This is a genomic window from Flagellimonas nanhaiensis, from assembly GCF_003382275.1.
GTDB lineage: Bacteria > Bacteroidota > Bacteroidia > Flavobacteriales > Flavobacteriaceae > Flagellimonas > Flagellimonas nanhaiensis.
Genome location: NZ_QTJX01000001.1, coordinates 542,555 through 556,904, shown reverse-complemented (window position 1 = coordinate 556,904; position 14,350 = coordinate 542,555). Strand labels below are relative to the sequence as shown.

The following is a 14,350-nucleotide window of genomic DNA, read 5'->3' as shown; positions in this document are numbered from 1 at the left end:
ATCAGTTTGTGGGTATTTGAACTATTTTTTGGTCTTCTAGATATTGGTACAATGCCATCAACGAAACTATTTCGGCTTCCTTGGCATTTTTTTCTTGAATGTTTTCTGGAGAATAGTAGTTTTTCACAAAATGGGTGTCAAAATTCCCAGATCGGAATGCTTCGTGCGCAAAAACAAAACTACCGAAGGGCAAAGTTGTCTGTACACCTTCAATCTTGTAATTCTGAATGGCTTCCAGCATCAATTCCATGGCCTCCTCGCGAGTTTTACCATAGGTAATCAACTTGGATAACATGGGATCATAGTAAATAGGAATGTCCATCCCTTCTTCAAAACCATTGTCCACCCGAATACCTTCCCCGACAGGAAGTTGATAGGTTTCCAAATTTCCTACACTGGGCAAGAAGTTATTTAAAGGATCCTCCGCATACACTCTCAACTCTACTGCATGACCGTTGATTTTTAAATCCTCTTGTTTCAATGGAAGTTCTTCTCCCCTTGCCACTTTTATCTGAAGCTCCACAAGATCCACTCCTGAAATCATTTCGGTAACAGGGTGCTCTACTTGAAGCCTTGTGTTCATTTCCAAGAAATAGAAATTAAGGTCTGCATCCATAAGGAATTCCACGGTACCTGCTCCAACATAGTCACAAGCCTTGGCCACTTTAGTGGCTGCCACTCCCATTTCTTCCCTAAGCTCTGGGGTTAGAATAGAGGATGGAGCTTCTTCAACAACTTTTTGGTGCCTTCTTTGAACGCTACACTCACGTTCAAAAAAGTGGAGTACGTTGCCATGGGTATCTGCCATTACCTGAACCTCAATATGCCTCGGCGAGGTCACGTATTTTTCAACAAATACGGAGCCATCACCAAATGCTGATGTTGCCTCACTAATGGCCCGTTCCATTCCAGATTCCAAATCTTCTTCTTTTTCTACAACACGCATCCCTTTTCCTCCACCACCGGCAGAGGCCTTAATCAGGACAGGATAGCCTATCTCATTAGCGATTTCATGCGCTTTTTTCACATCTGTAATGGCCTCATCAATACCGGGCACCATGGGAATATCGTATTCTTTTACCGCTTCCTTGGCGGCCAACTTACTTCCCATTATGCGTATTGCTTTGGATTTAGGTCCAATAAAGGTCAATCCGTTTTTTTCAACTGCTTCGGCAAAATCAGCGTTTTCACTCAAAAAACCATAGCCTGGGTGTATCCCATCAACCTGAAGCTTTTTTGCCTCTTCTATAATCTTGTCGCCGCGCAGATACGATTGGTTTGAAGGTGCCTCTCCAATACAAACTGCCTCATCGGCAAATCTGACATGGGGTGCATTCCTGTCTGCTGTGGAAAATACCGCTACGGTGCGTATGCCCATTTTTTTAGCGGTTTTCATAACACGTATGGCTATTTCTCCTCGGTTGGCAATCAATATTTTTTTCATCTGTTCCTTATTCAAATTCGATCAATAATTGTGCTTTTTCCACCGCATCGCCTTGCTTTACGGCTATTTTTTTGATAGTACCATTTCTTGGAGAAGTAATGATATTCTCCATTTTCATGGCCTCAAGGACCATTAATTGATCGTCATCCTTCACTTCCTGTCCTTCCTCTACGGAAATATCCAGGATCAATCCTGGCATAGGAGCAGAAATAGAGTCGATGTTCTTGGAGCCATTGGAGGCAAAACCCATCTCATTGATAAGTTCGTCCAAAGGGGTCTTAATAGTAGCCTGATGTTCATTTCCGTTGATACTTAAAGTATACAACCGATTTGAAAAATCAGCTTTTACAATTTTTACATGGTAAGACGTTCCATCCTTAAGTAAATGGAAGCTGTCATCACCTGTTCTGATAAGGTCCAGTTTAGAAATTTCATCTTCGGAAAGTTGAAAATCCAAGTCCTCATCTACCTGGATTCTAAAGGATTTTTCCATAAAATTTGTTGACATAGGTTATCCTGCTAAATATACGGTTAAAGCTAATATTCCAAGCAAAACTACCCCCATTAACTTTAGCGGATTATGACAAAGGTCATTCCTTGAAAAGATTATCATGCCTAACTATGCACCAAGATTGACAAGCTCAAATCTTACCAAATGTTTACTTTTGGGATTAAAATAATCGTTATGCTGATTATAGGGATTGCCGGGGGGACCGGCTGTGGAAAAACCACTGTGGTCAACCAAATCGTAGACCAATTGCCCGAAAATGAAGTATGTGTCATCTCACAGGATTCATACTACAACGACCTCTCCCATATGACCAAAGAGGAACGGGCAAAAGTTAACTTTGACCACCCCAATTCCATTGATTTTGAGCTACTCATCTCCCATCTGGAACAATTGCGGCAGGGCAAGACCATTAATAAACCCATTTATTCTTTTGTTGAAGAGACCCGATTGGAAGAAACCATCCATACACCTCCCCGTAAAGTTATGATCGTAGAGGGTATTTTGGTGCTCAGCAATCCCAAGCTTAGGGATATGTTCGATATTAAGATTTTTGTGCACGCGGATTCCGATGAGAGATTGATCAGACGTTTGCAAAGGGATATCAAAGAACGGGGGCACGACCTTCAAAAAGTTCTTACCCGATACCAAACAGCGGTAAAACCAATGCACGAACAATTCATTGAGCCTTCAAAAGAATTTGCCGACATCATAATACCCAACAACCATTATAACACGGTTGCGGTGGATATAGTAAGGACCATTATCAACAATAAATTGGTCTAACCATGGGATTAAAGGAATTGAGAAATAAAAAATGGTTCAAGTTAATGACCAACATGTACGTTTTGGTCCTGACCATTTTTGCAATTTGGATGGCCTTTTTTGATACTAATTCCCTGTTGATACATATGGAGTTGGGCAAAGAAATCAATAAGCTGGAAAAACAAAAGGAATTTCTTCAAGGTGAAATAGAAAAGGACAAGAAAATCCTGGAAAAAATGTCGAGTGAGGATGAACTTGAAAAGTTGGCCCGCGAAAAGTATTACATGAAAAAAGAAAACGAAGAGATTTTTCTAATAGAATACGAAGACAGTATAAAGAACAAAAAAAATGAGTAACCCCGGTTTATTTAACGAATTTTCTGAAGTTTCCACGAAACAATGGAAACAAAAGATCCAGTTTGACCTTAAGGGTGCAGATTACAATGAAGCCCTGGTCTGGGAATCCTTGGAAGGAATCAAAGTGAAGCCTTTCTACAATTCCGAAGACCTAAATGGACTTAAGACCTTTGACCTTCCAGAAAAAGCCTCGTGGCAAATAGGACAATCCATCTATGCTGGTGATGCGCAAAAAGCCAATACAAAAGCTCGGGAGATTGTGGAAAAAGGCGTAGAAAGTCTTGTGATAACAATCCCCGATGAAAAAATTGATTTTGAGGCGCTGCTTTCAAAAATTGATCTCAAAAAAATCAACCTTCATTTCAATTTTGAATTCCTTGCGATTGATACCATCAAAAATCTCTTGACCTTTCTTGATGGAAAAGGTGCCCAAGCCTATCTAAACATTGACATCATCGGAAATTTGGCAAGAAGTGGAAACTGGTACCACAATTTGGAGCAAGATCATCGCACCCTTGAAGAAATCACGCAACTTGCCGCCAATAGAGAAGATATCAATATAATGGCCGTTGATTTGTCCCTGTATCAAAATGCTGGGGGTAGCATGGTTCAACAATTAGCTTATGCCTTAGCCCATGCCAACGAATATCTAAATCATTTTTCGACATCAGATTCTAATGGTACAGCCAACTCTTGCCCCATCACCTTTAAAGTTTCCGTAGGAAGCAACTATTTCTTTGAAATAGCCAAGCTGAGAGCGCTGCGTTGGCTCTGGGAAAGCTTATGCAAAGGATACGGAATTGAAACCAAGTGCCATATTTTGGGCACCCCTTCCAAAAGGAACAAAACGTTGTACGATTATAATGTGAATCTGCTTCGGACTACTTCCGAATGTATGTCGGCAGTCCTAGGGGGAGCGGACACCGTTTCAAACCTGTCCTATGACGCCATCTACCACAAAGACAATGAATTTGGGGAACGGATAGCCCGAAACCAATTGCTATTACTAAAGGAAGAAGGATATTTTGAATCAGCTGCTTCCATCTCCGAGGGTTCCTATTACGTTGAATCACTTACCAAACAACTCGCGGAAAAAGCGCTGGACCTATTCAAACAAATTGAAGCATCCGGAGGGTTCTTGGATGCCCTAAAAAAAGGAGCCATCCAACAAAAGATCAATGAGGTTGCCTCCAAGGAGCAACAACTCTTTGATGAGGAAAAAATAATTCTGCTCGGAACCAACAAGTTCCAAAATCCCTTGGATAAGATGAAAGACAATATGGAGCTTTATCCATTTGTGAAAAATCAACCCAGAAAAACCCTTTTGGTGCCTGTTATCGAAAAAAGATTGGCAGAAACCTTGGAACAAAAAAGATTGAGCGATGAGTAGAAAAGACCTTCAACAGTTGGCATTGACCAAAGAACCAAATAAAAAACAGACCATTGAGGTGGGGCATGAAAACTTTGCTTCGGGAATCCCTCCCTTTCTTAGAGGTCCCTATTCTACCATGTATGTCCGTAGGCCATGGACTATCAGACAGTATGCAGGTTTTTCTACGGCAGAAGAAAGTAACGCCTTTTACCGAAGAAACCTTGCTGCCGGACAAAAAGGGCTTTCGGTAGCCTTTGACCTGCCCACCCACCGCGGATACGATTCTGACAATGAACGTGTGGTAGGTGATGTAGGAAAGGCTGGAGTGGCCATTGATTCTGTAGAGGACATGAAAATCTTATTTGATGGTATTCCTCTAGATCAAATGTCGGTTTCCATGACCATGAACGGGGCCGTTATCCCAATAATGGCTTTTTACATTGTTGCAGCGGAGGAGCAGGGTGTCCCCATGGAAAAATTGTCTGGGACCATTCAAAATGACATCTTAAAGGAGTTCATGGTTAGAAACACCTATATCTACCCTCCTACTCCCTCTATGCAAATCGTTGCCGATATTTTTGAGTTTACCAGCAAAAATATGCCCCGATTCAATAGTATCAGTATTTCTGGATACCATATGCACGAAGCGGGAGCACCTGCAGCCATGGAGCTCGCCTATACTTTGGCAGATGGTATTGAATATATCCGGACAGGAATAAAGGCCGGGTTAAAAATTGATGAATTCGCACCTAGACTTTCCTTTTTCTGGGGAATTGGTATGAACCATTTTTCAGAAATCGCTAAAATGAGGGCCGGTAGAATGTTATGGGCCAAGTTGGTGAAGCAATTTGAACCTCAAAACGAAAAATCCCTAATGCTCCGTACACATAGCCAAACCAGTGGATGGAGTTTAACCGAGCAAGATCCGTTCAACAATGTGGCCAGAACCACCATTGAAGCTATGGCCGCGGCATTTGGGGGAACGCAGAGTCTCCATACCAATGCTTTGGACGAAGCCATCGCGTTGCCTACTGATTTTTCTGCCCGTATTGCACGAAATACTCAGATTTATCTGCAACAGGAGACCCACATTACCAAGACCGTAGATCCTTGGGCAGGAAGCCATTTTGTAGAAAAACTAACCGATCAGATTGCTGCGGACGCCTGGAAACTTATTGAAGAAGTTGAAAAATTAGGGGGAATGACCAAAGCCATAGAGGCCGGTATTCCAAAGATGCGCATAGAAGAGGCAGCAGCTAAAAAACAAGCAAGAATAGATAGTGGCCAAGATACCATTGTAGGGGTGAACAAATATCAGCTCGACAATGAGGATGAACTGCAGATTCTGGAGGTCGATAACGCTAAAGTGCGGCAGCAACAAATGCAAAGGCTGCAGCAAATAAGGTCGACCAGAAACAATGACGAGGTACAGAAAGTTCTAAACGAAATACAAACGGCTTCCAAAAATGCTATGGCTAATGGATCTGACCATGAAAATTTATTAGCTTTAGCTGTAAAAGCAGCCAAGGCACGGGCTACATTGGGTGAGATCAGTGATGCCATGGAAAGTGCATTTGGACGTTATCGCGCAAAAATTCAATCATTTACCGGAGTGTATTCCAAAGAAATTAAAAACGACGAAAGTTTTGAAAAGGCCCGAAAAATGGCCGATGAGTTTGCTGAACAAGAAGGTAGGAGGCCACGGATTATGGTGGCCAAAATGGGACAGGATGGTCATGACAGAGGAGCCAAAGTAGTTGCAACAGGATACGCCGACCTTGGTTTTGATGTGGATATAGGGGCATTGTTCCAGACTCCTTCCGAAGTAGCCAAACAAGCCGTTGAAAATGACGTGCACGTATTGGGAATTTCATCTTTGGCAGGTGGACACAAGACCCTTGTTCCGGAAGTGGTACAAGAACTGAAGAAATACAACAGACAAGATATTCTGGTCATTGTAGGTGGGGTAATCCCAAAACAGGACTACGAGCATCTGTTTCAAAATGGTGCAGGAGCTGTGTTTGGACCCGGAACCAAAATCAGCGATGCTGCTATAGAAATTCTAAGAATTTTGACTGAATAATCCGTCTTAACGATTCAATAAATATTACTTTAACTTTCTTTAACGGGGAATAGTGGGGTTATTCACTTCCTGTTAACAAAATACATTTTTTGGCGTCTTAAATAATCGTATTTTTAGCACCTAACTTACTATGAAATGGGCAAGATTATTGCTATCGCAAACCAAAAGGGTGGTGTGGGCAAGACCACTACTACCGTAAACCTTGCGGCATCTCTTGGCGTGCTTGAAAAAAAGGTGCTGTTAATTGATGCTGACCCCCAAGCAAATGCAACCTCTGGTTTGGGGATAGATGTGGACAGTGTGGAAAAGGGAACCTATCAGCTTTTGGAACATACCATGCATGTTGATGAGGTCATTATGCAAACAGACTCCCCAAATGTAGACTTGATTCCCGCCCACATAGACCTTGTTGCCATTGAAATTGAATTGGTGGACAAGGACAACAGGGAGTACATGTTGAAAGAAGCCTTGGCAAACCTGGGCGACCGTTATGACTATATTTTGATTGATTGTGCCCCATCCCTAGGGCTATTGACATTAAACGCGCTCACTGCGGCCGATTCGGTAATGATACCGATTCAATGTGAGTATTTTGCTTTGGAAGGTCTTGGCAAACTATTGAACACGGTCAAAAGTGTACAAAAAATACATAACAACGACCTGGATATAGAAGGCATGTTGCTTACCATGTACGATTCCAGGTTAAGACTTTCCAACCAAGTGGTTGAAGAAGTAAAGAAACACTTTGCGGATATGGTTTTTGATACCATCATCCAACGAAACGTTAGGCTAAGTGAAGCTCCAAGTTACGGGGAAAGCATCATAAAATATGATGCCAGCAGTAAAGGCGCCTCCAACTATCTGAACTTGGCCAATGAAATATTGAAGAAAAACAAGGAGAAAGTTTAAATGGCGAAAGCAACCAAGAAACAGGCTTTAGGAAGAGGTCTGTCCGCACTATTGAAGGATCCCGAGAACGATATAAAATCGGTTTCCGATAAAAATGCGGATAAGGTCATTGGAAATGTAGTTGAACTGGAACTTTCGGCCATTGAGGTGAATCCCTTTCAACCACGCTCCAATTTTAATGACGAAGCTCTAGAAGAGCTCGCAAGTTCCATTAGGGAGCTGGGCATTATTCAACCCATAACCGTAAGGAAGTTGGATTTCAATAAATTCCAACTTGTATCGGGAGAACGACGGTTCAGAGCCTCCAAACTCGTAGGCTTGGAAACCATTCCGGCCTATATCCGTATTGCCAATGACCAAGAATCGTTGGAAATGGCCTTAGTGGAAAACATTCAACGGCAAGACCTAGACCCCATTGAAATTGCATTGTCCTACCAACGGCTTATAGATGAAATTAAGATAACCCAAGAAAAACTAAGTGATCGCGTAGGAAAAAAACGGTCTACGATTACCAATTATATCCGTCTTCTAAAATTGCACCCCATTATCCAGACTGGCATGCGAGATGGTTTCATCAGCATGGGACATGGAAGGGCCCTTATAAACATAGAGAAGAAAAAAGAACAGATCGGGATTTATGAGAAGGTGGTTTCTGATGGACTCTCTGTTAGGGAAACCGAACGCTTGGTAAAAGCCTACAAAGAGCAGAAAGGTGACACGGATTCTGGCAAATCCCAAAACGGAACAAAAGAGATTCCTGGTTTTGTATCCAAAGGTATAGATGCACTCAAAAAACATCTTTCCACTAAAGTGGACATTACGGCTTCACCCAATGGAAAAGGAAAAATTGTGATTCCCTTTCATTCCAAAGAAGAGTTTCAGCGCATTAAAAAAATGTTGACAGGTGAGTAAAAACCCTTGGTTGCTGTTCTTTTCCTTGTTGTGTCTGCACCTCGGTATCTCCCAAGAAGAAAAAAGGGAAGAGGAGCAACAACATCCGGCTGAAATTGATTCCCTCGCCCAAAATTTGGAGGGCAAAGGCATTACCCTAGAAGAAGTAACATACAAAAAGAAAAGAATAAACCCGTTGGCTCCCAGCAAAGCAGCTTTTTATTCCGCTGTTTTTCCAGGATTGGGGCAGATTTATAACAAACGCTATTGGAAAGTACCTTTGGTCTATGGAGCCATTGGAACCGGCATATACGTGTACTCTTTCAACAATACCGAATACAGAAAAGCCAGGGACGCGTTCAAAAGAAGACGGGCAGGATTTACCGACGATGAATTCTACGACATCAATGGAGATGGTGTTGGTCCCGATATTGCATTGGAAGCATTGCAAGACGCCCAAGAGGCCAGGCAACGTGATCGCGACTTGGCGCTATTGATTACTATTGCCATGTATGCACTCAACATTATTGATGCCAACGTTGATGCCCATTTGAAACAATATAATGTAGACGACGACTTGGCAGTGGACTTTAAACCCTATTTGGACTTGAACCCTTTGACCAACAGGCCAAATTATGGTATGGCCCTGGTCGTAAAATTTTAGCATATGAACATTGGTCTCTTCGGATATGGTAAAATGGGAAAAATGATAGAGCAACTTGCTCTGCAGAGAGGACACAACATAGTGGCCAAAGTAGATGTTGACACAAAACACATCAATTTTTCTGAAATGGATGTTGCCATTGATTTCAGTACACCTGATGCAGCATTTAATAATATCACAGCATCAATTAAAAACAGCGTGCCTATAATTTCCGGCACTACGGGATGGCTGGCCCAATATGACCAAGTAGTTGAACTTTGTAAAGAAAAACAAGGTGCGCTCATCTATGCTTCCAACTTTAGTTTGGGAGTGAATATCTTTTTTGAACTGAACGCCTATTTGGCAAAAATGATGTCCAACTTGGAACAATACAATGTTTCCATGGAGGAAATACATCATACCCAAAAGTTGGATGCTCCAAGTGGTACCGCCATTACTTTGGCCGAAGGCATCATTGAGCACACCACCTACCAAGATTGGCAAATGGAAAGTACTGGAAAGCATTCCATACCAATTACATCAAAGCGTGAGGGCACAGTGCCGGGAACCCATACGGTTTCTTATGAAAGTGATGTTGACAAAATTGAAATCAAGCATGAGGCCCATAACCGTAAAGGATTTGCATTGGGAGCCGTTATTGCTGCTGAATGGATTCAAGGAAAAACAGGTATTTTTTCCATGAGGGACGTGTTAAACTTGAGTGAAAGAACGTAACAACAACCCAATAGGGAAGTCTAACAAAGAAATTTTTATATGAACGGTACACAGTGGATCATTTTTATCTTGATTATTCAGGTAATCCATTTTTTGGGAACCTGGAAACTCTATGTAAAGGCTGGTAGAAAGGCATGGGAAGCTGCAATTCCCATTTATAATGGCGTTGTTTTAATGAAAATCATCAACCGTCCATGGTGGTGGATTCTCTTACTGTTCCTCCCCATCATCAATTTATTGATGTTTCCAGTAGTATGGGTTGAAACTATTCGGAGCTTTGGAAAAAGTAAGCTTTGGGATACCTGGTTGGTAATACTCACCCTTGGTTTTTATATCTATTACATTAACTATACCCAGGATGTCAATTATATTGAAGATCGAAGCCTTAAACCACGGACAGGTTTGGGAGAATGGGTAAGCTCCATTGTTTTCGCCATAGTTGCTGCGACTTTTGTCCATACATATTTTATTCAACCTTACGTAATTCCAACAGGTTCCTTGGAGCGCACCCTACGTGTGGGCGATTTCCTGTTCGTAAGCAAATTTCATTATGGTGCTCGGGTTCCTATGACAACCCTGGCCGCTCCAATGGTACATGACACCATTCCTGGGCTTAAGAAAAGGTCCTATTTGGCCGATGTTGATCCAGCAACTGCAAAAACTTCATGGATCAACAAATTACAACTGCCTTACTTGCGCTTACCTGGTTTTCAAGAGGTGAAGAAAAATGATATTGTGGTCTTTAGCTTGCCCTCTGATACTTTGTATCAGTTTTTTAAAGCACAAAAGCCTGTCAAAAAACCCATCGACAAAAAATCAAATTACGTAAAACGATGCGTTGGAACTCCGGGTGATTCTCTAGCAGTTATTGATGGTTTTGTCCATATCAATGGTAAGCAACTACAACTTTCCGATAGGGCCAAAGTCATGTACAACTATAATATCTACTCCCAAAAAGGAGTGTCCAGTAGGTTGCTGGCAGAAGTTGATGCTTCAGATTATCTAAGGACCTATATCTCTGGTAACCTAACCCAAAATCAATACAATGCTCTTGCTCCATATATGATTGGTGCAAACAGGACGACAGATGGAAAGGTGCAATTGATTACCCAAGAAAAGGGGTTTCCCGTGGAAGTTATACGGCAATTGAGGCTTTCTTTGACCGAGGAAAAACCTAGATCAAGAATAGCCAATCTTACGGATGAAATTGCGGAAAAACTTAGGTCAAGTTCAGACATCGACTCCGTTGTCAGAACCAATGAACCTAAAGGTGTTTATGCAGGGATGTTTCCACAAAAACCCAATTTATATCCTTGGAACAACGACAACTTCGGGCCCATTTATATCCCCCAAGCCGGAGCAACAGTTGAAATCAATCACCGAACAATTCCTCTCTATAAAAAAATCATAAGAGATTACGAGCATAACGATGTTAAGGTAAGGGGGCAAAAGGTTTTCATCAATGACGAAGAAGCCGATTCCTATACCTTTAAACAAGATTATTATTGGATGATGGGTGACAACAGGGACCATTCTGAAGATAGTAGGACCTGGGGCTATGTTCCTGCCGACCACATCTTGGGAAAACCTGTTTTCCTTTGGATGAGTTTTGATAACTTCAATGAAGGGTTGGCCAAATGGAAGCCAAGATGGGAGCGTGTATTTACCACCGTGGGAGGAAGTGGAGAACCTGTTTCGTACCGTTGGTATTTTGTTGCTGCGATAGTAGCATGGTTTGCTTTTGATTTTATCCGAAAAAAAAGAAAAAAGAAACAAGCTTAATAAATTAAAGCCGTTTCCTTGCTCAAAAGACCATCTATTGAAAGTACTGCTTCATCCTACATATTTTCCGAGCATAGCTGCTTTTTCAGCCATAGTCCAGCACGATGTTATATGGGAAGCCCATGACAATTTCCAGAAACAGACCTATCGAAACCGCTGCTATATTTGTACCGACCAAGGCAAACATATGCTGAACATTCCCATTAAACATGTTGGTGGGAATGAGGGACGTCAAAAATACTCAGAAGTTGAAATGGAAAATGAATCCAAATGGAAGAAAATCCATTGGCGTACCTTGGAGACTGCTTACAGAACTTCCCCTTTTTTTGAATTTTACGAGGATGACCTAAAACCACTTTTTGAAGGTCCGGAAACATCCCTATACCAATTTAACCTGCAAGCAATGCAAGTTTTGGGCGAATGTCTGGGAATTCAAATTCCAAGGGATGAAACCGAAAGCTATGAACCTGTTAGGGAAGATATGTTGGATGGTCGCTTTCTGGTCGACGCTAAAAAACAAATCCACACCGATTTTGATCCCTATTCCCAAGTATTCGAGGAAAGACATGGGTACCTTCCTGATTTGAGTGTACTGGACCTTCTTTTTAATGAGGGAACAAACTCTCTGGATTACTTAAGACGCCAACCTTTGAGTTTTCTGAATGTATAGGCACTTTGTTCATTATGGCATCCACTTTTTGGTTCCAATTCTTATTGCCTTCCTGTTTTTTAAGGAAAATAGATTAAAAGTGGCTTTAGTGCTACTTGCAGGAATTATAATTGATGTAGATCATTTTCTAGCTGACCCTCTATTTGACCCCAATAGGTGCAGCATTGGCTTCCATCCTTTACACAGTTATTGGGCCATTTTGGTTTACGCCATCCTTCCCTTCTTCTCAAAAACCCGTATTATAGGTCTGGCCTTGATCATCCATATTATTGCAGACGTATCGGATTGCCTACTGATTTGAGTTAAGCCGGAGTGTGGCCATTACAGGATAATGGTCGGAAAGCTTTTCGTTGAAATTTTGATGGGAAAGTATTTCAAACTCAGGATCGGCCAATATATAGTCTATCCTGATCGGAAAGCCCAAAAGATTGTAGGTGCGACCAAAACCTTTGCCTTTTTTAAAATAGGAATCCTGCATATCGCCTTTAATCTTTCGATATACATTTGAATATTGGGTATTGTTGAAATCCCCCGCCAGGATTTTTTTGTGATGGGTCTGTTCCATGTTTTCCCGGATAAGATTTGCCTGTTCATATTGCTTCAACATGACCCTTCTTGATTTTGCAAATAATTTTGAGGACTCCTCAGTCTTAATCGTATTTATTTCTGGAACAATACTAAAGGATTGCAAATGAATATTATATACTCTTACCGTGTCTTGTTGGAAAAGGATATCGACAAATATTCCATTATTTATGGAGTTAGGGAAATTTAAAGACTCTCCTTTTATTATGGGAAACTTGGAAAAAATTGTTTGGAAAGACTTGTTTGTACCATCAGGAGTTTTAAAACTATAGTCATAATCATCAAATTCTTTTATTTTAATAATGCTAAACTCCTGAAAACAAATAATATCTGGATTGCTTTGTTTAACAAGGGAAATAATTTCATTATCTAATTCTGAATTTGCTATCCAACCGTATTTATTAAAACTCCTAACATTAAAAGACATCATCGATAGATTGCCCTTTTTCAAGTTTTTCTCACTACCTATATTGGAAAATTGATAAAACGGGCCAAGGGTAAAATACCAGAGAATTACTATTAATGCAGATAATAAAAACTGTTTTTTTCTTCTTAATAACCAGTAAACTATGAAAAACGCGTGGATAAGAATCAAAACCGGAACAACCAAACTCAATATTGATAGTGTAGGCATGTTGGTTACAGGAACAAAGGGAACCACCACAGATACCAAAGTAACCAGCACAAAAAAACTATTTAAAAAGAAAATAACCTTATTGAATAAGGAAAGTTTTTTCATATATCAATCCTCTTTACCTGCCTTGAACAAAAAATCCTTTTCAGCCTTTGATAAGCTCTCGTAACCAGATTTGCTTATTTTATCCAGAATTGTATCTATTTTGCGTTGGCGAGCTTCTTTGTCATAGTCCCTAGGGTTCTTTTTGGCCTTATCTTTTCTATACACTGTTCGCATGGGCGCTTTTTTCTCCCTAGGTTTAAACCATTGTGCCATTGAATCCAAAACTCTTGAAAAACCAGAGCCGATATCTTTTCCGTTCAGCAATTGTCTGGCATAAACATATCCAAGCAAAGCTCCTCCAAGATGAGCCAATCTTCCTCCCACGTTTCCTCCATAGGGAATTTGGATTAGGTCCACGAGAACAAAAAATGCCCCTACATACCACAACTTCACGTTAAAAAATATGATTCTAACTTCTTGGTTAGGGATGTACGCACAGATAAAGATAAGTACCGCAGTAACCCCGGCGGAGGCTCCTATCAGAGCTGTATTGGTTTCAAGAAGGGTTGGAAAAAGGTTGTAGCTTCCCAAAAAGACAATTCCCCCAACAATGACCCCTAAGAAGTACACACTTAGGAATCGTTTATTATCAAAAAGATTCAAAAAAATTTGTCCTGTGAAATATAGCATGAGCATATTCCAGAAAATATGTCCAATTCCAGCATGGAAAAAGGAATAGGTGACCAATGACCATGGCTGTCCTATAAATTCCATAAGGTCCTTGGGAAGATGGAACCATTGCGAAACGGAATATCCCAACAATGCCAAGGAAAGTCCATCCAGAATAAATATCAGGACATTGATCGCTATCAGCTTTTCAGCAATGCCAAGTTGTGCAAAATAGTATTGTAATCCTCCTCTGGCCATA

Annotated in this window: 15 protein-coding genes; 11 read left to right on the top strand and 4 right to left on the bottom strand. The window is 41.0% G+C overall.

Going from position 1 to position 14,350, the window contains the following annotated elements; translation table 11 throughout:
* Position 1 precedes the first annotated feature (1 nt).
* Together accC and DX873_RS02650 are read right to left on the bottom strand one after the other, a co-directional pair.
* Positions 2 to 1,444, bottom strand: coding sequence for an acetyl-CoA carboxylase biotin carboxylase subunit (gene accC, locus DX873_RS02655; RefSeq protein ID WP_116182972.1), 1,443 nt, complete (start codon positions 1,442 to 1,444; stop codon positions 2 to 4).
* Between the two features lie 7 nt (positions 1,445 to 1,451).
* The gene (locus DX873_RS02650; protein ID WP_116182971.1) at positions 1,452 to 1,952 is read right to left on the bottom strand and encodes an acyl-CoA carboxylase biotin carboxyl carrier protein subunit; all 501 of its coding nucleotides are present in this window, start codon (positions 1,950 to 1,952) and stop codon (positions 1,452 to 1,454) included.
* 177 nt (positions 1,953 to 2,129) lie between these two features.
* Here DX873_RS02650 and udk point away from each other — a divergent pair, with 177 nt between their 5' ends.
* The 11 genes from udk to DX873_RS02595 all read left to right on the top strand — a co-directional run bounded on the left by udk (position 2,130) and on the right by DX873_RS02595 (position 12,459).
* A complete protein-coding gene (gene udk / locus DX873_RS02645) occupies positions 2,130 to 2,738 on the top strand; it encodes a uridine kinase (RefSeq protein WP_116182970.1) in 609 nt (202 codons plus the stop codon).
* Positions 2,739 to 2,740: 2 nt separating this feature from the next.
* Entirely contained in the window at positions 2,741 to 3,073 is a 333-nt protein-coding gene (locus tag DX873_RS02640; protein WP_116182969.1) for an FtsB family cell division protein, read from the top strand.
* Entirely contained in the window at positions 3,066 to 4,463 is a 1,398-nt protein-coding gene (locus DX873_RS02635; protein WP_116182968.1) for a methylmalonyl-CoA mutase subunit beta, read from the top strand. The genes DX873_RS02640 and DX873_RS02635 overlap by 8 nt, the downstream gene beginning before the upstream one ends.
* Positions 4,456 to 6,528 (top strand): methylmalonyl-CoA mutase, encoded by a 2,073-nt coding sequence (gene scpA / locus DX873_RS02630; RefSeq protein WP_116182967.1) that lies wholly within the window; start codon positions 4,456 to 4,458, stop codon positions 6,526 to 6,528. Before DX873_RS02635 ends, scpA begins: the two co-directional genes overlap by 8 nt.
* A gap of 135 nt (positions 6,529 to 6,663) precedes the next feature.
* Entirely contained in the window at positions 6,664 to 7,437 is a 774-nt protein-coding gene (locus tag DX873_RS02625) for a ParA family protein (protein WP_116182966.1), read from the top strand.
* Entirely contained in the window at positions 7,438 to 8,349 is a 912-nt protein-coding gene (locus DX873_RS02620; protein WP_116182965.1) for a ParB/RepB/Spo0J family partition protein, read from the top strand.
* Positions 8,342 to 8,992 (top strand): DUF5683 domain-containing protein, encoded by a 651-nt coding sequence (locus DX873_RS02615; RefSeq protein ID WP_232520837.1) that lies wholly within the window; start codon positions 8,342 to 8,344, stop codon positions 8,990 to 8,992. Before DX873_RS02620 ends, DX873_RS02615 begins: the two co-directional genes overlap by 8 nt.
* Before the next feature lie 3 nt (positions 8,993 to 8,995).
* Complete coding sequence (dapB, locus tag DX873_RS02610; protein ID WP_116182964.1) at positions 8,996 to 9,706, top strand: 4-hydroxy-tetrahydrodipicolinate reductase; 711 nt, start codon at positions 8,996 to 8,998, stop codon at positions 9,704 to 9,706.
* 39 nt (positions 9,707 to 9,745) lie between these two features.
* Positions 9,746 to 11,488, top strand: coding sequence for a signal peptidase I (gene lepB, locus DX873_RS02605; RefSeq protein ID WP_116182963.1), 1,743 nt, complete (start codon positions 9,746 to 9,748; stop codon positions 11,486 to 11,488).
* Between the two features lie 37 nt (positions 11,489 to 11,525).
* Positions 11,526 to 12,158, top strand: coding sequence for a WbqC family protein (locus DX873_RS02600; protein ID WP_116183787.1), 633 nt, complete (start codon positions 11,526 to 11,528; stop codon positions 12,156 to 12,158).
* The gene (locus tag DX873_RS02595) at positions 12,151 to 12,459 is read left to right on the top strand and encodes a DUF6122 family protein (protein WP_116182962.1); all 309 of its coding nucleotides are present in this window, start codon (positions 12,151 to 12,153) and stop codon (positions 12,457 to 12,459) included. Before DX873_RS02600 ends, DX873_RS02595 begins: the two co-directional genes overlap by 8 nt.
* On the opposite strand, the gene DX873_RS02590 is transcribed toward DX873_RS02595, so the two are convergent.
* The gene (locus DX873_RS02590) at positions 12,448 to 13,482 is read right to left on the bottom strand and encodes an endonuclease/exonuclease/phosphatase family protein (RefSeq protein ID WP_116182961.1); all 1,035 of its coding nucleotides are present in this window, start codon (positions 13,480 to 13,482) and stop codon (positions 12,448 to 12,450) included. The two genes, DX873_RS02595 and DX873_RS02590, sit on opposite strands and share 12 nt — an antisense overlap.
* A gap of 3 nt (positions 13,483 to 13,485) precedes the next feature.
* On the bottom strand, positions 13,486 to 14,349 hold the full coding sequence (locus DX873_RS02585) for a rhomboid family intramembrane serine protease (protein WP_116182960.1): 864 nt from the start codon (positions 14,347 to 14,349) through the stop codon (positions 13,486 to 13,488).
* Between the last annotated feature and the right edge of the window lies 1 nt (position 14,350).

What these genes read in the sequence shown, in the direction of transcription:
- dapB (WP_116182964.1), top strand. Translation starts at nt 8,996, where the DNA reads ATGAACATTGGTCTCTTCGGATATGGTAAAATGGGAAAAATGATAGAG.
- DX873_RS02635 (WP_116182968.1), top strand. Translation starts at nt 3,066, where the DNA reads ATGAGTAACCCCGGTTTATTTAACGAATTTTCTGAAGTTTCCACGAAA.
- DX873_RS02620 (WP_116182965.1), top strand. Translation starts at nt 7,438, where the DNA reads ATGGCGAAAGCAACCAAGAAACAGGCTTTAGGAAGAGGTCTGTCCGCA.
- DX873_RS02585 (WP_116182960.1), bottom strand. Translation starts at nt 14,349, where the DNA reads ATGGCCAGAGGAGGATTACAATACTATTTTGCACAACTTGGCATTGCT.
- accC (WP_116182972.1), bottom strand. Translation starts at nt 1,444, where the DNA reads ATGAAAAAAATATTGATTGCCAACCGAGGAGAAATAGCCATACGTGTT.
- DX873_RS02590 (WP_116182961.1), bottom strand. Translation starts at nt 13,482, where the DNA reads ATGAAAAAACTTTCCTTATTCAATAAGGTTATTTTCTTTTTAAATAGT.
- DX873_RS02640 (WP_116182969.1), top strand. Translation starts at nt 2,741, where the DNA reads ATGGGATTAAAGGAATTGAGAAATAAAAAATGGTTCAAGTTAATGACC.
- lepB (WP_116182963.1), top strand. Translation starts at nt 9,746, where the DNA reads ATGAACGGTACACAGTGGATCATTTTTATCTTGATTATTCAGGTAATC.
- scpA (WP_116182967.1), top strand. Translation starts at nt 4,456, where the DNA reads ATGAGTAGAAAAGACCTTCAACAGTTGGCATTGACCAAAGAACCAAAT.
- udk (WP_116182970.1), top strand. Translation starts at nt 2,130, where the DNA reads ATGCTGATTATAGGGATTGCCGGGGGGACCGGCTGTGGAAAAACCACT.
- DX873_RS02650 (WP_116182971.1), bottom strand. Translation starts at nt 1,952, where the DNA reads ATGTCAACAAATTTTATGGAAAAATCCTTTAGAATCCAGGTAGATGAG.
- DX873_RS02625 (WP_116182966.1), top strand. Translation starts at nt 6,664, where the DNA reads ATGGGCAAGATTATTGCTATCGCAAACCAAAAGGGTGGTGTGGGCAAG.
- DX873_RS02595 (WP_116182962.1), top strand. Translation starts at nt 12,151, where the DNA reads ATGTATAGGCACTTTGTTCATTATGGCATCCACTTTTTGGTTCCAATT.